Origin of the sequence: [Enterobacter] lignolyticus SCF1, assembly GCF_000164865.1 — a bacterium.
In the GTDB taxonomy this organism is placed as follows: Bacteria; Pseudomonadota; Gammaproteobacteria; order Enterobacterales; family Enterobacteriaceae; genus Enterobacter_B; species Enterobacter_B lignolyticus.
In genome coordinates this window covers 3,246,369-3,261,805 of the sequence record NC_014618.1, presented here as the reverse complement: position 1 = coordinate 3,261,805, position 15,437 = coordinate 3,246,369, and the positions used below count along the sequence as shown (strand labels likewise).

The window sequence follows — 15,437 nt, the reverse complement described above, 5'->3', positions numbered from 1 at the left end:
CAGGTTTCTGAACCTGATGATTATATTGTCTTTGTGTTTTCGATAACCGGAAAGGAAATTTTTTATTATGTAGAAAATGTTCAGAGGATATATTAAATATCAGCGCCTGGCGCTGATATTTAGATGTACTGAGTATTTTGGCGCAGAAGCTAACCCGGCAGCAGGGCTGCCTGGGGGCATCTTACTGCTTCGGCTCAGCCGCCACGTAGCTTCCTGTACCGCGGTTGTTGTATTCCCACATGCGGTTGAAGTTCGTGTCGTTGAGGTTGCGCTGGATCTCGCCTTTGTCGTCTTTCGCGCCGGTGTTGCCGCTAAACGGACGCCCGGAGATTGCCGCGTTGGCCCACGGTTTTGCCATGTTGAAGCCCTCGTTAATCACGCTGTCGCGAATAACCACCTGGCCGTTGGTGCTGCTGTCCACATCCAGAGAACGGCCAAGCTGAGCGACGCCGTCGCCTGCGGCGTTAAAGCGGCTGTTAGTGGCCAGGAAACCGAAGGTCAGGTTGGACGGGGTGGCTGGCGCGAACACGTAGCCTTCTTTCTGGGTACGCGAATTCACCACGCGGAAGTCAGTGTTATCGAACACTACCGCGCCGCGGCCGGAAACGATATCCACATCCCCTTCAAGGTAGCTGTTGGTGACCAGCGTGCGGGTGATGCGATCGTTTTGCAGACGGTTCTGTACGCCGCTGTTGGTGACGAAGAAGGTGTTCTGACGACCGAGAATATTGACGTTGTTGATCTGCACCTGGTCGCCGTCGCTGCGCAGCGCTACCGCCTGGTGGTTACCGGCGTCAACGCTGTCGCCGAGGTTGTTCTCAATGGTCAGATTCTGCAGCTGCAGGCCGTTGTTCTGCGACCAGACGACGGCTGAGCACATGACGCCGACGGTGGCGCTGCGTTTGCTCTGGCAGCTGTCAAACATGTACCACGCCGGTTTGCCAGGCATATATTTACCGCCCGGGTTCACCAGACGACGCCAGCTGTTCGGATCGATTTCAGAATCGATAGCCAGGCCGATTTTTACATCAGCGGCCTTATCGCCGGTGCCGTAGAGCGTCAGGCTGCCAGGCGCGGCAGGGATATACACGGTGCCTGGGTAGTCGCCTGGCAGAATGGCGATATAAAGACGCTGGTCGCTGTGGCGGGCGATAGCGGCATCAATCGCCGCCTGAATCGTCGTATGCGTCACGCCCTGAGCGCCCGCCGGGCCGACCACAAAGTCGGGTTTCGCAGGCGTCGCGATAGCGGAAGGCGACCACGGCGCGGCATTGGCATCCATGGTGGTGAAATAGCGCGACTGAACGAAGTTTTTCGCTTCAGCAGCAGAAAGGATTGGGCGGGAAGCTGTTCCCGGCGCCGCCTGAGTCGACGGGCGTTGATCCGCGGGGGTAGAGCTGCAGGCGGTCAGTGTCACGCCAAAAGCGAGCGCCAGCGCCAGACGGGAAACCGATGATATGTTCATGATGCTCCAGGCTGATGATAATAAAAAAGATGAGTCCCTAAAACCTGCCTTTTTATACTAAGTTGAGCGAAACGGGAAGCGGTGGTGAGAAAAAGTTCGCTTACCGGGGGAACCGATAGTGGCGAAATGTCACAAATAAACAACATTTGCCTGCAATTTATTGACATCTTTTGGTGTATGCCAATAAATGTCTATACAACCCATGACAAGTGAACGCTTATGACTGAATTAACCGCTGATGATGTGGTCTGGCGCAACGGCCGGTTTGCCACCTTTGATCCTCGCAACCCCCGGCCCTACGGATTGCTTGAGGAGAGCGCGCTGGTGGTGCGCGACGGACGGATCGCGGGGCTGGTTGAGGAGCGCGCCGTCGCCGGGCACGTCGGGCGCACGGTGGATCTGGCCGGGCGGCTGGTGACGCCAGGGCTGATTGACTGCCATACCCATCTGGTGTTTGCCGGTAGCCGGGCGCAGGAGTGGGAGCAGCGGCTGAACGGCGTGTCGTATAAAACCATCAGCGATAACGGCGGCGGGATTAACGCCACGGTACGCGCGACCCGCGAAAGCAGCGAAGATGCGCTGCTGCAGCTGGCGGAAGGGCGGCTGCAGCGCCTGATGGCGGAAGGCGTGACGACGCTGGAGGTGAAGTCCGGCTACGGGCTGGACCTTGAGAACGAGCGTAAAATGCTCAACGTCGCCCGACGGCTTGCCGACAGGCATGCGGTGGAGATTAGCCCGACGCTGCTCGCCGCCCATGCCATTCCGCCGGAATATAAAGGCCGCGCGGATGAGTATATCGACCTGGTGTGCGACGTTATCCTACCGACGCTCTGGCAGACGCAGCGCTTTGACGCGGTCGACGCCTTTTGCGAAAACGTCGGCTTTACGCCAGCGCAGACGGAGCGCGTGTTCCGCAAGGCCCAGGCGCTGGGCGTGGCGGTCAAGGGGCATGTTGAACAGCTTTCCGATCAGGGCGGCGCGCAGCTGGTCAGCCGTTATCAGGGGCTGTCCGCCGATCATATCGAGTATCTTGACGAAGCGGGCGTGGCGGCGATGGCGGCCGCAGGCACCGTGGCGGTTCTGCTGCCCGGCGCATTCTATTTCCTTAATGAAACCCGCAAGCCGCCCGTCAGTCTTCTGCGCCAGTATCAGGTGCCGATGGCGGTGGCGACCGATTTTAATCCCGGCACCAGCCCCTTCGCCAGCCTGCATCTGGCGATGAATATGGCCTGCGTGAAGTTTGGCTTAACCCCCGAAGAGGCCTGGACCGGCGTCACGCGGCATGCCGCCCGCGCGCTGGGCCGTCAGCATACCCACGGCCAGCTGGCGGCGGGCTATGTCGCCGATTTTGCTATCTGGGATGCGCAGCATCCGGTTGAAATGGTCTATGAACCGAGTCGTAACCCGCTCTGGCAGCGGGTGTTTCGTGGAGAGGTACGCGCATGACACTGTGGCATCCAACGGCAAGCGATATCTGGCAGGGGCGTGACGACAGCGCGGAGTCGCCGACCGCCCGACGGCTTTTTCAGACCGTCACGGTCAGCGAAACCTTCGCCCCGGAGCCCGGCGCGGCGCGTATAGCGCTGCTCGGGTTTGCGTGCGATGAAGGCGTCAGACGCAATCAGGGACGGACCGGGTCGCAGCAGGCGCCGGACGTCTTGCGCAAGGCGCTGGCGAATATGGCCAGCCACGAGGGCCACGACCGGCTGGTGGACATGGGCTCTGTTCGCGTGGAGGGCGAGCGGCTGGAGGAGGCGCAGCAGGCGCTGCGGGCGGCGGTCATCGCCTGCCAGCAGGCGAACATGCGTACGCTGGTCTTTGGCGGCGGGCACGAAACGGCCTACGGGCACGGCGCGGGCGTGCTGGATGCGTTCCCCAACGAGCGGGTGGCGATCGTTAACCTCGACGCGCATCTCGATCTGCGCCAGGCGTCGGTTGCGACCTCCGGTACGCCGTTTCGCCAGTTGGCGCTGCACTGTGAGGCGCAGGGCAGGGCGTTTAGCTATACCTGCTACGGCGCGAGCCGGGCGGCGAACACCCAGGCGCTGTGGCAGGAGGCGGCGCGTCGTAACGTGACGGTGCTGGAGGATTTAACGCTGCTGGACTCCCGTGATACCGGGCTTGCGGCGGATCTGCGGCGGGTGATCGAGAGCCATGACCGTATCTACCTGACCATCGATCTGGACGTCATGCCCGCCTGGGAGATGCCCGCCGTATCCGCGCCTGCGGCGCTGGGCGTGCCTTTCGCGACGTTGATGGGTATCATTGCGCCGTTGTGTCGCAGCGGCAAACTTCAGGCGGTCGATCTGGTAGAGTTTAATCCACACTACGATCGCGATGGCCAGGGGGCGCGAACGGCGGCCCGTCTTGCCTGGCAAATCGTCCACGAATGGCGTCAGGATTAACACGAAAGGACCAAACACATGTTTTCATCCCGTTCCGGCGCACCGGCGCCGTTCTATGAGAAGGTCAAACAGGTCATCAGCGACAATATTGCCGCCGGCGTGTGGCGTCCTCACGATCGCATTCCTTCGGAAGCGGGGCTGGTGGCGCAGTTTGGCTTCAGCCGCATGACCGTTAACCGTGCGCTGCGTGAGCTGACGGATGAGGGATTGCTGGTGCGTTTGCAGGGCGTCGGCACCTTTGTCGCCGAGCCGAAGGGCCAGTCAGCGCTGTTTGAAATTCACAGCATTGCCGACGAAATCGCCAGCCGCCAGCATACGCACCGCTGCGAGGTGTTAATGCTGGAGGAGACTCGCGCCGACGCGAACCAGGCGACGGCGCTCGGCGTAGCGGAAGGAACCCGCATCTACCATTCGCTGATGGTGCATTATGAAAACGACATCCCGGTGCAGATAGAGGACCGCTGCGTCAATGCGGAAGTGGTTCCCGCCTATCTGCAGCAGGATTACACCGCCACCACGCCGCACGCCTATCTGTCGCTGATTGCGCCGCTGACGGAAGGGGAGCACATTGTGGAGGCGGTGAAAGCCACCGCCGAGGAGTGCCGGTTGTTGCACATCCATGAGCACGAGCCGTGCCTGCGCATTCTTCGCCGTACCTGGTCCACTTCGCATATTGTTTCCCACGCCCGCCTGCTGTTCCCCGGCGCGCGCTATCGCCTGCAGGGCCACTTCACGTCCTGAGCCCCCTGCGTCAGCAAAAGCGTGATTGCTGACGCAATATAACAAAATTGTATCATTTCTGTTAAATCCTGACTTGCGCATGGTTGTATAGACAAGTATATGTATCTACGTAAACACCGTTAATTGTCAGGAGAAACTCCGATGTCGCAAAGCAAATACCGCAAGCTTGATGTACGCGCGCCGCGTGGCACCACGCTGAACGCGAAAAGCTGGTTAACCGAAGCGCCGCTGCGTATGTTAATGAACAACCTCGATCCGGATGTGGCCGAAAATCCGCATGAGCTGGTGGTGTACGGCGGTATCGGACGCGCGGCGCGCAACTGGGAATGTTATGACGCCATTGTGAACGCGCTGAAAAAGCTGGAAAGCGATGAGACCCTGCTGGTGCAGTCCGGCAAACCGGTCGGCGTGTTCAAAACCCATGAAAACGCCCCGCGCGTGCTGATCGCCAACTCTAACCTGGTGCCGCACTGGGCGACCTGGGAACATTTTAACGAGCTCGACGCCAAAGGGCTGGCGATGTACGGCCAGATGACTGCGGGCAGCTGGATCTACATCGGCAGCCAGGGGATCGTGCAGGGCACCTACGAAACCTTCGTCGAAGCGGGCCGTCAGCACTATGAAGGCAGCCTGCAGGGGCGCTGGGTGCTGACCGCCGGTCTCGGCGGCATGGGCGGCGCGCAGCCGCTGGCGGCGACGCTGGCGGGCGCATGCTCACTGAACATCGAATGCCAGCAGAGCCGTATCGATTTCCGTCTGCGTACCCGCTATGTCGACGAGCAGGCCACGTCGCTGGACGATGCGCTGGCGCGCATTAAGAAATACACCGCCGAAGGCCGCGCGGTGTCTATCGCTCTGTGCGGCAACGCGGCTGACATTGTGCCGGAGCTGGTAAAACGCGGCGTGCGCCCGGATATGGTCACCGACCAGACCAGCGCCCACGATCCGCTGCACGGCTACCTGCCGAAAGGCTGGAGCTGGGAAGAGTATCAGGCGAAAGCCGAATCCGATCCGCAGGGGACGATTCTGGCGGCGAAACGTTCTATGGCCGAGCACGTTCAGGCGATGCTGGCCTTCAGCGAGATGGGCGTGCCGACGTTTGACTACGGCAACAACATCCGCCAGATGGCGAAGGAGATGGGCGTCGACAACGCGTTCGACTTCCCGGGCTTCGTACCGGCCTATATTCGCCCGCTGTTCTGCCGCGGTATCGGCCCGTTCCGCTGGGTCGCGCTCTCCGGCGATCCGCAGGATATTTATAAGACCGACGCTAAGGTCAAAGAGATAATCAAAGACGACAAGCATCTGCATCACTGGCTGGATATGGCCCGCGAGCGCATCAGCTTCCAGGGCCTGCCGGCGCGTATCTGCTGGGTGGGGCTGGAGTGGCGTCAAAAGCTGGGCCTGGCGTTTAACGAAATGGTGCGCAGCGGCGAAGTCTCCGCGCCGATCGTAATCGGTCGCGACCACCTTGACTCCGGCTCGGTCGCCAGCCCGAACCGTGAAACTGAAGCCATGCGCGACGGTTCTGACGCGGTCTCCGACTGGCCGCTGCTTAACGCCCTGCTGAACACCGCCAGCGGCGCGACCTGGGTGTCGCTGCATCACGGCGGCGGCGTAGGGATGGGCTTCTCCCAGCACTCTGGTATGGTTATCGTCTGCGACGGCACCGATGAGGCCGCGGCGCGTATCGCCCGCGTGCTGCATAACGACCCGGCGACCGGCGTCATGCGCCACGCCGATGCGGGTTATGAGATTGCGATTGAGTGCGCAGCAGAGCAGGGACTGAATCTTCCGATGGTAGCAGCAACGCAAGGGCACGCTAAATGAAAAACGTTACACTGATTCCTGGTCAACTGAGCCTGGCGCAGCTGCGCGAGATCTACAGCCATCCGGCGCAGATCACGCTTGATGAGTGCGCGTTCGCCGCCATCGATGAGAGCGTTGCCTGCGTCAACGCCATTCTCGCCGAAGGGCGTACCGCGTACGGCATCAATACCGGTTTTGGCCTGCTGGCGCAAACCCGTATTTCGACGGAAGATCTGGAAAACCTGCAGCGTTCGCTGGTGCTGTCCCACGCGGCGGGCGTTGGCGAACCGCTGGATGACGATATGGCGCGGCTGATCATGGTGCTGAAGATCAACAGCCTCGCCCGCGGTTTCTCCGGCATTCGTCTGAGCGTGATACAGGCGCTGATCCAGCTGGTGAACAAAGGCGTTACGCCGTGGATCCCGGCCAAAGGCTCCGTCGGCGCGTCCGGCGACCTGGCGCCGCTGGCGCATATGTCGCTGACGCTGCTGGGTGAAGGAAAGGCGCGTTTTGACGGCAAGTGGATGCCGGCGACCGAGGCGCTGAGTAAGGCCGGTCTGCAGCCGATCACGCTGGCGGCAAAAGAGGGTCTGGCGCTGCTGAACGGCACCCAGGCGTCCACTGCGTTTGCCCTGCGTGGCCTGTTTGAAGGCGAAGATCTGTTCGCCTCGGCGGTGGTGTGCGGCGCGCTGACGACCGAAGCCGCCCTTGGCTCGCGCCGTCCGTTCGATGCGCGCATTCATGACGCGCGCGGCCAGCGCGGGCAGATTGACGCCGCGGCGCTCTATCGCCATGTGCTGACCGACGACAGCGCGATTTCACAGTCGCACCACAACTGCAATAAGGTGCAGGATCCGTACTCCCTGCGCTGTCAGCCGCAGGTGATGGGCGCCTGCCTGACGCAGCTGCGCCAGGCGGCAGAAGTGCTGCTGGCGGAAGCGAACGCGGTCTCCGACAATCCGCTGGTGTTCGCCAGCGAAAATGAGGTGATTTCCGGCGGTAACTTCCACGCGGAGCCGGTGGCGATGGCGGCGGATAACATCGCGCTGGCGATTGCCGAAATCGGCTCGCTGTCCGAGCGTCGTATCGCGCTGATGATGGACAGCCATATGTCGCAGCTGCCGCCGTTCCTCGTGAAAAACGGCGGCGTGAACTCCGGCTTTATGATAGCCCAGGTGACCGCGGCGGCGCTGGCGAGCGAAAACAAAGCGCTGGCGCACCCGCACAGCGTCGACAGCCTGCCGACGTCGGCAAACCAGGAAGACCACGTCTCGATGGCGCCCGCCGCCGGACGTCGCCTGTGGGCGATGGCCGACAACACCCGCGGAGTGCTGGCGGTGGAGTGGCTGGCGGCCGCGCAGGGGCTGGATATGCGTGAAGGCCTCGCCTCCAGCCCGCTGCTGGAAGAGGCGCGCCATCTGCTGCGTGAGCGCGTGTCCCACTACACCCAGGACCGCTTCTTCGCGCCGGATATCGATAACGCCATCGAGCTTCTGGCGGCGCGTCATCTGACGCGACTGCTGCCTGCCGTACTGCCAAGCCAGATCTAATCACTGTTGTTTTCTGTACCCGCGCCGGGTGGAGTCTCTCCGCCCGGCCGTTCTACGCGCATATTGTCGTCATATAAAAACTATCAGGACACTTCTGTATGCAACAACAACCACAATCGCAACAAAAGCCTCACCTGCTGCGCGGGCTTAACGCCCGGCACATCCGCTTTATCGCGCTCGGTTCCGCCATCGGCACCGGGCTGTTTTACGGCTCGGCGGCCGCAATTCAGGCCGCAGGCCCGGCGGTGCTGCTGGCCTATCTCATCGGTGGCGCGGCGGTTTTTATCGTCATGCGCGCGCTGGGGGAAATGGCGGTACGCAACCCCGTTTCCGGTTCGTTCGGCAGCTACGCCCGGCAGTATCTCGGGCCGCTGGCGGGCTTTATCACCGGCTGGACCTATACCTTTGAGATGGTGATCGTCGCGCTTGCCGATGTCACCGCCTTCGGCATTTACATGGGGCTATGGTATCCCGATGTGCCGCGCTGGATCTGGGTGATGAGCATCATCTGCTTTATCGCCGCCATGAACCTGTGCCACGTGCGCTTTTTCGGCGAGATGGAGTTCTGGCTGTCGTTAATTAAGGTGGTGGCGATTATCGCCATGATGATTGCCGGGGCCGGTATTATCTTCTTCGGCTTTGGCCACGCGTTCCCGGCGACGGGCCTTGAGAACCTGTGGAGCCACGGCGGTTTTGCGCCGAACGGCTGGCAGGGCGTGGTGGCGTCGCTTGGCATCGTGATGTTCGCCTTTGGCGGCGTGGAGATTATCGGCGTGACGGCGGCCGAAGCGCAGAACCCGAAGAAGGTGATCCCGCAGGCGATTAACACCATCCCGCTGCGTATCGTGCTGTTCTACGTCTGCACGCTGGCGGTGCTGATGGCGATTTTTCCGTGGAACAGCTTTGGCCAGCAGGGCAGTCCGTTTGTGCTGATCTTCAGCGGCCTTGGCATTCCGTCGGCGGCCAATGTTCTCAATCTCATCGTCATCAGCGCCAGCATTTCGGCCATCAACAGCGACATCTTTGGCGCGGGCCGCATGATGTACGGCATGGCGAAAGAGGGGATGGCGCCGAAAAGCTTCCAGCGCATCGCCAGCAACGGCGTGCCGTGGATGACGGTGGTGGTAATGGGCGCAGCGCTGATGGCGGCAGTGGTGCTGAACTATCTGATGCCGGAGCAGATCTTCGTGCTGATCGCCTCGCTGGCGGCGTTTGCCACCGTGTGGGTGTGGATTATGATCCTGCTGGCGCATTTCTCCATGCGCCGCGGCCTGTCGGCGCAAGCGCGCCAGACGATTGAATTCCCGGTGCCGCTGTGGCCGGTGGCGCCGCTGCTGACCCTGCTGTTTATGGGCGTGGTGATCGCGGTGATGGGCATGTTTGAAGAGACGCGGATAGCGCTTATCGCCGGGCTGGTCTGGCTGGCGCTGCTGACGGTGGTGTGGTACGCGCGGGTGAAGAAAAACGTGACCGTTGCGGTGACGGAGTGAGGTAAATATCCCCGCCGTTTCAGGCGGGGATTGACGGCGTCTTAGTTAAACAGCGCGGTTATCGACGCGCTGTCCAGCGAATGGAAATGCACGTTGAAGCCGACCATCGCGCCGCTGGCGTCTTCGTCAACGTCCAGCTTCGCCACATCCAGCGCATGCACCGTAAAGATATAGCGGTGCCTTTCGCCTTTGGGCGGGGCGGAACCGCCGTAGCCGGCCTGACCAAAATCGGTGCGCGTCTGTAGCGCCCCCGCGGGCAGCGGCGCAATCCCTGAGCCCGCGCCTTCCGGCAGCTCGCGGGTATCCGCCGGCAGATTCACCACCACCCAGTGCCACCAGCCGGAGCCGGTCGGCGCATCGGGATCGTAACAGGTGACGACAAAGCTTTTGGTGCCGGCAGGCACCTCGTCCCAGGCGAGATGCGGGGAAATATTGTCGCCGCTGTAGCCCATGCCGTTGAACACCTGGCGGTTGGGCAGCGTGGCGCCGTCCTGTATATCATGACTGCTGATTTTCATCGTTTCACCTCATTCAATGCCCTGAATAACCTCGAAGTGTAGCTCAGACGGCGAAATGCGTGTTGTCGTTCAGAGCGGCTTTCACCGCATCGGTGAGCCGGGCGAGCTGTTCGGGGGTTATCAGATACGGCGGCATCAGGTAAATCAGCCGACCGAACGGGCGGATCCACACCCCTTGCGCAACAAAGAACTTCTGCAGCCGGGCCATATCGACCGGCTCGCGGGTTTCCACCACGCCGATAGCGCCGAGCACGCGCACGTCCGCCACCTGCGGCGCCGCTTTCAGCGGCATCAGCGCGGCGCGCAGCTGGGCTTCAATTGCCGCGACCTGGGCCTGCCACTCGCCGCTTTCCAGCAGCGCCAGGCTGGCCCCCGCCACCGCGCAGGCCAGCGGGTTGCCCATAAACGTCGGGCCGTGCATAAAGCAGCCCGCTTCGCCGTCGCTGATGGTGTCGGCGACGGTGCGGGTGGTCAGAGTGGCGGAGAGGGTCATGGTGCCGCCGGTCAGCGCTTTGCCGAGGCAGAGAATGTCAGGGGCGATGCCCGCATGCTCGCAGGCGAACAGCCTGCCGGTGCGCCCAAAGCCGGTGGCGATTTCATCGGCAATCAGCAGGATGCCTTCGCGGTCGCACATCCTGCGGATGCGTCTGAGCCACTCAGGATGATACATGCGCATCCCGCCCGCGCCCTGGACGATAGGTTCGAGGATAACCGCCGCGATTTCATGGCGATGCGCGGCCATCAGGCGGGCAAACGCCACCATATCGTGTTCGTCCCATGTGCCGTCGAAGCGGCTCTGCGGCGCTGGCGCGAACAGGTTTTCCGGCAGGTAGCCCTTCCACAGGCTGTGCATTGAGCTGTCGGGATCGCAGGCCGACATCGCACCGAAGGTATCGCCATGGTAGCCGTTGCGAAAGGTCAGGAAACGGCGTCGCGGTTCGCCTTTGGCATGCCAGTACTGCAGCGCCATTTTCATCGCCACTTCCACCGCCACCGACCCGGAGTCGGCGAGAAACACGCACTCCAGCGGCGCGGGCGTCATCGCTACCAGCCGACGGCACAGCGCGATTGCGGGCGCATGGGTGATCCCGCCGAACATGACATGGGACATCTGGTCAATCTGCGCTTTCATCGCCGCATTCAGCTGCGGGTGGTTGTAGCCGTGAATAGCCGCCCACCAGGAGGACATACCGTCCACCAGGCGCTCGCCGGTGGCCAGCGTCAGCTCGCAGCCGTGGGCGGCGGCGACCGGGTATACCGGCAGCGGAGACGTCATTGACGTATAGGGGTGCCAGATGTGGCGTTGATCGAAAGCGAGATCGTCCTGCGTCATAATCGACTTGTAAACCATTTTGAAAAGTTTTAGGTTTACGAGCTTACACGGAACCCAGAAATAAACAAAACACTTTGGAGAGGCCAATGGCTCACCACACTCGCTGGACAATGTCGCAGGTTACTGAATTATTTGAAAAGCCGCTGCTGGAACTGCTGTTTGAAGCCCAGCAGGTGCATCGTCAGCACTTCGACCCGCGGCAGGTTCAGGTCAGCACGCTGCTGTCGATTAAGACCGGCGCCTGCCCGGAGGACTGCAAATATTGCCCGCAAAGCGCCCGCTACAAAACCGGGCTGGAGACGGAGCGCCTGATGGAAGTAGAGCAGGTGCTGGATTCGGCGCGTAAAGCGAAAAACGCCGGTTCAACCCGCTTCTGCATGGGCGCCGCGTGGAAAAACCCGCACGAGCGCGACATGCCGTACCTCGAGCAAATGGTCAAAGGCGTGAAGGAGATGGGGCTGGAAGCCTGTATGACCCTGGGCACGTTGTCGGACGATCAGGCGCAGCGCCTGGCCTCTGCGGGGCTCGATTACTACAACCATAACCTGGATACGTCGCCGGAATTCTACGGCAACATCATTACCACCCGCACCTATCAGGAGCGTCTGGATACGCTCGATAAGGTGCGCGACGCCGGGATTAAGGTCTGCTCGGGCGGCATTGTGGGCCTCGGCGAGACGGTGAAGGATCGCGCCGGTCTGCTGCTGCAGCTGGCCAACCTGCCGACCCCGCCGGAAAGCGTGCCGATCAACATGCTGGTGAAGGTGAAGGGCACGCCGCTTGAGGACAACGACGATGTCGATGCGTTTGATTTTATCCGCACCATCGCCGTGGCGCGCATCATGATGCCGACCTCGCACGTCCGCCTTTCCGCCGGACGCGAGAAGATGAATGAGCAGACGCAGGCGATGTGCTTCATGGCCGGGGCGAACTCCATCTTCTACGGCTGCAAGCTGCTGACCACGCCGAACCCGGAGGAGGACAACGATCTGCTGCTGTTCCGCAAGCTCGGCATTAACCCGCAGCAAACGCAGGTGCTGGCGGGAGACAACGAGCAGCAGCAGCGTCTTGAGCAGTCGCTGATGACGCCGGATACCAGTACGTACTACAACGCGGCGGCGGTATGAGCTGGCAGCAGAAGATTGACGACAGCCTGATGCAGCGGCGCGCGGCGCAGGCGCTGCGCGTACGTCTGCCGGTAAGCCAGGGGGCAGGACGCTGGCTGCGCCAGGGCGACGCGCGCTGGCTAAATTTTTCCAGCAACGATTATCTCGGGCTCAGCCAGCATCCGCAGATCGTGGCGGCCTGGCAGCAAGGCGCGTCGCAGTACGGTACGGGCAGCGGCGGCTCCGGGCACGTGACCGGCTACAGCGTGGCGCACCAGGCGCTGGAGGCGGCGCTTGCCGACCGGCTGGGGTACCCGCGGGCGCTGCTGTTTATTTCCGGTTTTGCCGCCAACCAGGCGACGATCGCCGCATTGCTGCACAAGGGCGACCGGATTATCGCCGACAGGCTGAGCCATGCCTCGCTACTTGAAGCCGCAAGCCTCAGCCCGGCCGAACTGCGGCGGTTTACGCATAACGACGGCGAACATCTGCAGACGCTGCTGGCGAAACCGGTAGCGGGGCAGCAGCTGGTGGTGACCGAAGGTATTTTCAGCATGGACGGCGACAGCGCGCCGCTGGCCGACATCGCCGCCCGTACGCGGTCGGCGAACGGCTGGCTGATGGTGGATGACGCGCACGGCATCGGCGTTTGTGGCGACGGGCGCGGCAGCTGCGCGGCGCAGGGGGTGAAGCCCGAACTGCTGGTCGTCACCTTCGGCAAGGCGTTCGGCCTGAGCGGAGCGGCGGTGCTGTGCAGCGACAGCGTCGCCGAGTATCTGCTGCAGTTTGCCCGGCATCTGATCTACAGCACCGCGATGCCGCCCGCCCAGGCGGTGGCGCTGCAGACAGCGCTGGCGGTGGTGATGAGCGAGGAGGGCGATGCGCGCCGCGAAACGCTGCGCCAGCACATCGGTCGTTTTCGCCAGGGAGCGCAGCAGCTCGGCTGGCGGCTAACCTCCTCCGAAAGCGCGATCCAGCCGCTTATTGTCGGCGAAAATGCGCCGACGCTGGCGCTGGCAGAACGTCTTCGCCAGCAGGGCTGCTGGCTCAGCGCCATTCGTCCGCCGACGGTGCCCGCCGGTACGGCGCGCCTGCGCATTACCCTTACGGCGGCGCATTTGCAGGACGACATCGATCGGTTGCTGGAGGTGCTGGATGCCGCCGGTCGATAAACAGGCCGTCGCCGCCGCCTTTGGCCGCGCCGCGCCGCACTATCAGCAGCATAACGAGCTGCAGCGCCGCAGCGCCGACGCGCTGATGGCCCGCCTCCCGGCCCGCCGTTTTGCGCGGGTGCTGGATGCCGGCTGCGGGCCGGGCGGCATCAGCCGCTACTGGCGCGACAACGGCTGTGAGGTGACCGCGCTCGATCTCTCCGCGCAGATGCTGGCCGAAGCCCGGCGGCAGCAGGCCGCCGATCATTACGTGCAGGCGGATATTGAAGCTATTCCGCTGGCGTCGGCGCAGTTCGATCTGGTGTGGAGCAATCTGGCGGTGCAGTGGTGCGATTCGCTTCAGGATGCGGTGCAGGAGCTCTACCGCATGCTGCGCCCCGGCGGCGTGCTGGCGTTTACCACCCTGGCGGCGGATTCGCTGCCGGAACTCCGCCAGGCCTGGCGGGCGATCGACGAAAAGCCGCACGCCAATCGCTTTTTATCCCGCGAGGCGCTCGACAGCGCGCTGAGCGGGCTGCGCGGCGAATTTGCGCTACAGACGCTGAGCGTGCCGTTTGCCGATGCGCTGAGCGCCATGCGCTCGCTCAAAGGCATTGGCGCCACCCATCTGCACGAAGGACGCGCCAGCCGGACGTTGACCCGCAGCCGTTTGCAGCAGCTGCAGCTTGCCTGGCCGAAACAGCAGGGCGCCTGCCCGCTGACGTACCATATTTTTACAGGAGTGATGACACGTGACTGAACGTTATTTTGTCACCGGCACCGACACCGAGGTGGGGAAAACCGTCGCCAGCTGCGCGCTGCTGCAGGCGGCGAACCGCGCCGGAAAACGGACCGCGGGCTACAAACCGGTAGCCTCCGGCAGCGAAATGACCGCCGAGGGGCTACGCAATAGCGACGCGCTGGCGCTCCAGCGCAACAGCCGCCTGCCGCTCAGCTATGAGCAGGTGAACCCGTATACCTTTGCTGAACCCACCTCGCCGCACATCGTCGCCGCCGACGAACAGCGTCCTATCGAGGCGGCACGGCTCTCAGCCGGTTTACAGACGCTGAGCTCGCAGGCGGAGTGGGTGCTGGTGGAGGGCGCCGGGGGCTGGTTTACGCCGCTGTCGCCGACGTTGAGCTTTGCCGACTGGGTGGCGCAGGAGCGGCTGCCGGTTATCCTGGTGGTCGGCGTGAAGCTTGGCTGCATCAACCACGCGCTGCTGACCGCGCAGGCGGTGCGGCAGGCCGGGCTGCGGCTGGCCGGATGGGTCGCCAACGACGTGCAGGCGCCGGGCAAACGCCATGCGGAATACATGGCCACGCTGCAGCAGCTGATACCGGCGCCGCTGCTGGGGGAGATCCCCTGGCTGGGCGCGGAGGCTGAACGGCAGGATCTGGGGCAGTATCTGGATCTTGCAGTACTTAATACCAGCCTCTGACGTTTCTCTGATGCCGGGTGTTGTGCGCCTGGCATCATGCTTATGGATTGAAATGTGAGCAATATTCCATAACTGACCCCTTTCGCTTAGCTGATAAAAGTCAAAAAATAGCGATAAAAAATTTTTTGTCCTCATTCTTTCGGGTGAGTTTCGATTTGTGCGAGGGGCAGGGGATATGGGCTGCAGACAGTTATCCACTATTCCTGTGGATAACCTTGTGTATTAGAGTTAGAAAACACGTGGCATACGAGAGAATACGCGGCCTGCGACTAAATTGGTGCGAAACGCGGCTTTTAGGTATTTTATTTATTTATTAGTAAGTTAAATAAAAGCAATGCCTGTCAGAAAAGTGTCACCCGCTGACGCAAAAGATGCATCGCACGTCTTGACAAATGTTAAAGACGAAAAAAATTCTGGGGATAACCGC

Annotated in this window: 13 protein-coding genes; 10 read left to right on the top strand and 3 right to left on the bottom strand. The window is 62.1% G+C overall.

Annotated features, from left to right (window positions below; translation table 11 throughout):
- Positions 1-181 precede the first annotated feature (181 nt).
- Entirely contained in the window at positions 182-1,465 is a 1,284-nt protein-coding gene (locus ENTCL_RS15190; protein ID WP_013367035.1) for a putative acyl-CoA thioester hydrolase, read from the bottom strand.
- Between the two features lie 219 nt (positions 1,466-1,684).
- Between ENTCL_RS15190 and hutI the strand changes: the two genes are divergently transcribed.
- The 6 genes from hutI (at position 1,685) to ENTCL_RS15160 (ending at position 9,460) form a co-directional block, all read left to right on the top strand.
- Positions 1,685-2,911, top strand: a complete 1,227-nt coding sequence (gene hutI, locus ENTCL_RS15185; RefSeq protein WP_013367034.1) for an imidazolonepropionase — start codon at positions 1,685-1,687, stop codon at positions 2,909-2,911.
- Positions 2,908-3,870, top strand: coding sequence for a formimidoylglutamase (gene hutG, locus ENTCL_RS15180; RefSeq protein WP_013367033.1), 963 nt, complete (start codon positions 2,908-2,910; stop codon positions 3,868-3,870). The genes hutI and hutG overlap by 4 nt, the downstream gene beginning before the upstream one ends.
- Before the next feature lie 18 nt (positions 3,871-3,888).
- Complete coding sequence (locus ENTCL_RS15175) at positions 3,889-4,611, top strand: histidine utilization repressor (protein WP_013367032.1); 723 nt, start codon at positions 3,889-3,891, stop codon at positions 4,609-4,611.
- Between the two features lie 141 nt (positions 4,612-4,752).
- Positions 4,753-6,441, top strand: coding sequence for a urocanate hydratase (gene hutU / locus ENTCL_RS15170; protein WP_013367031.1), 1,689 nt, complete (start codon positions 4,753-4,755; stop codon positions 6,439-6,441).
- The gene (gene hutH / locus ENTCL_RS15165; RefSeq protein WP_013367030.1) at positions 6,438-7,970 is read left to right on the top strand and encodes a histidine ammonia-lyase; all 1,533 of its coding nucleotides are present in this window, start codon (positions 6,438-6,440) and stop codon (positions 7,968-7,970) included. Before hutU ends, hutH begins: the two co-directional genes overlap by 4 nt.
- A gap of 98 nt (positions 7,971-8,068) precedes the next feature.
- Positions 8,069-9,460 (top strand): amino acid permease, encoded by a 1,392-nt coding sequence (locus tag ENTCL_RS15160; protein WP_013367029.1) that lies wholly within the window; start codon positions 8,069-8,071, stop codon positions 9,458-9,460.
- Positions 9,461-9,501: 41 nt separating this feature from the next.
- Here ENTCL_RS15160 and ENTCL_RS15155 read toward each other — a convergent pair whose 3' ends face one another.
- Positions 9,502-9,978: a kinase inhibitor gene (locus ENTCL_RS15155; protein ID WP_013367028.1), complete on the bottom strand. Its 477-nt coding sequence runs from the start codon at positions 9,976-9,978 to the stop codon at positions 9,502-9,504.
- 43 nt (positions 9,979-10,021) lie between these two features.
- Complete coding sequence (gene bioA, locus ENTCL_RS15150; RefSeq protein ID WP_420805073.1) at positions 10,022-11,311, bottom strand: adenosylmethionine--8-amino-7-oxononanoate transaminase; 1,290 nt, start codon at positions 11,309-11,311, stop codon at positions 10,022-10,024.
- An 86-nt stretch (positions 11,312-11,397) separates the two neighbouring features.
- Between bioA and bioB the strand changes: the two genes are divergently transcribed.
- From bioB to bioD, 4 genes are read left to right on the top strand one after another with little or no spacing between them, the layout of a single operon-like run.
- The gene (gene bioB, locus ENTCL_RS15145) at positions 11,398-12,438 is read left to right on the top strand and encodes a biotin synthase BioB (RefSeq protein ID WP_013367026.1); all 1,041 of its coding nucleotides are present in this window, start codon (positions 11,398-11,400) and stop codon (positions 12,436-12,438) included.
- The gene (gene bioF / locus ENTCL_RS15140) at positions 12,435-13,589 is read left to right on the top strand and encodes an 8-amino-7-oxononanoate synthase (protein WP_013367025.1); all 1,155 of its coding nucleotides are present in this window, start codon (positions 12,435-12,437) and stop codon (positions 13,587-13,589) included. The genes bioB and bioF overlap by 4 nt, the downstream gene beginning before the upstream one ends.
- Positions 13,573-14,328 (top strand): malonyl-ACP O-methyltransferase BioC, encoded by a 756-nt coding sequence (gene bioC / locus ENTCL_RS15135; RefSeq protein ID WP_013367024.1) that lies wholly within the window; start codon positions 13,573-13,575, stop codon positions 14,326-14,328. Before bioF ends, bioC begins: the two co-directional genes overlap by 17 nt.
- Positions 14,321-15,010 carry a dethiobiotin synthase gene (bioD, locus tag ENTCL_RS15130; RefSeq protein ID WP_013367023.1) on the top strand — a complete coding sequence of 230 codons (690 nt, stop codon included), beginning with the start codon at positions 14,321-14,323 and terminating at the stop codon, positions 15,008-15,010. Before bioC ends, bioD begins: the two co-directional genes overlap by 8 nt.
- Positions 15,011-15,437 lie beyond the last annotated feature (427 nt).

Coding starts and splice junctions, on each gene's coding strand:
- hutU (WP_013367031.1), top strand. CDS start 4,753: ATGTCGCAAAGCAAATACCGCAAGCTTGATGTACGCGCGCCGCGTGGC.
- bioC (WP_013367024.1), top strand. CDS start 13,573: ATGCCGCCGGTCGATAAACAGGCCGTCGCCGCCGCCTTTGGCCGCGCC.
- ENTCL_RS15175 (WP_013367032.1), top strand. CDS start 3,889: ATGTTTTCATCCCGTTCCGGCGCACCGGCGCCGTTCTATGAGAAGGTC.
- bioB (WP_013367026.1), top strand. CDS start 11,398: ATGGCTCACCACACTCGCTGGACAATGTCGCAGGTTACTGAATTATTT.
- hutH (WP_013367030.1), top strand. CDS start 6,438: ATGAAAAACGTTACACTGATTCCTGGTCAACTGAGCCTGGCGCAGCTG.
- hutI (WP_013367034.1), top strand. CDS start 1,685: ATGACTGAATTAACCGCTGATGATGTGGTCTGGCGCAACGGCCGGTTT.
- ENTCL_RS15160 (WP_013367029.1), top strand. CDS start 8,069: ATGCAACAACAACCACAATCGCAACAAAAGCCTCACCTGCTGCGCGGG.
- ENTCL_RS15190 (WP_013367035.1), bottom strand. CDS start 1,465: ATGAACATATCATCGGTTTCCCGTCTGGCGCTGGCGCTCGCTTTTGGC.
- hutG (WP_013367033.1), top strand. CDS start 2,908: ATGACACTGTGGCATCCAACGGCAAGCGATATCTGGCAGGGGCGTGAC.
- ENTCL_RS15155 (WP_013367028.1), bottom strand. CDS start 9,978: ATGAAAATCAGCAGTCATGATATACAGGACGGCGCCACGCTGCCCAAC.
- bioA (WP_420805073.1), bottom strand. CDS start 11,311: ATGACGCAGGACGATCTCGCTTTCGATCAACGCCACATCTGGCACCCC.
- bioF (WP_013367025.1), top strand. CDS start 12,435: ATGAGCTGGCAGCAGAAGATTGACGACAGCCTGATGCAGCGGCGCGCG.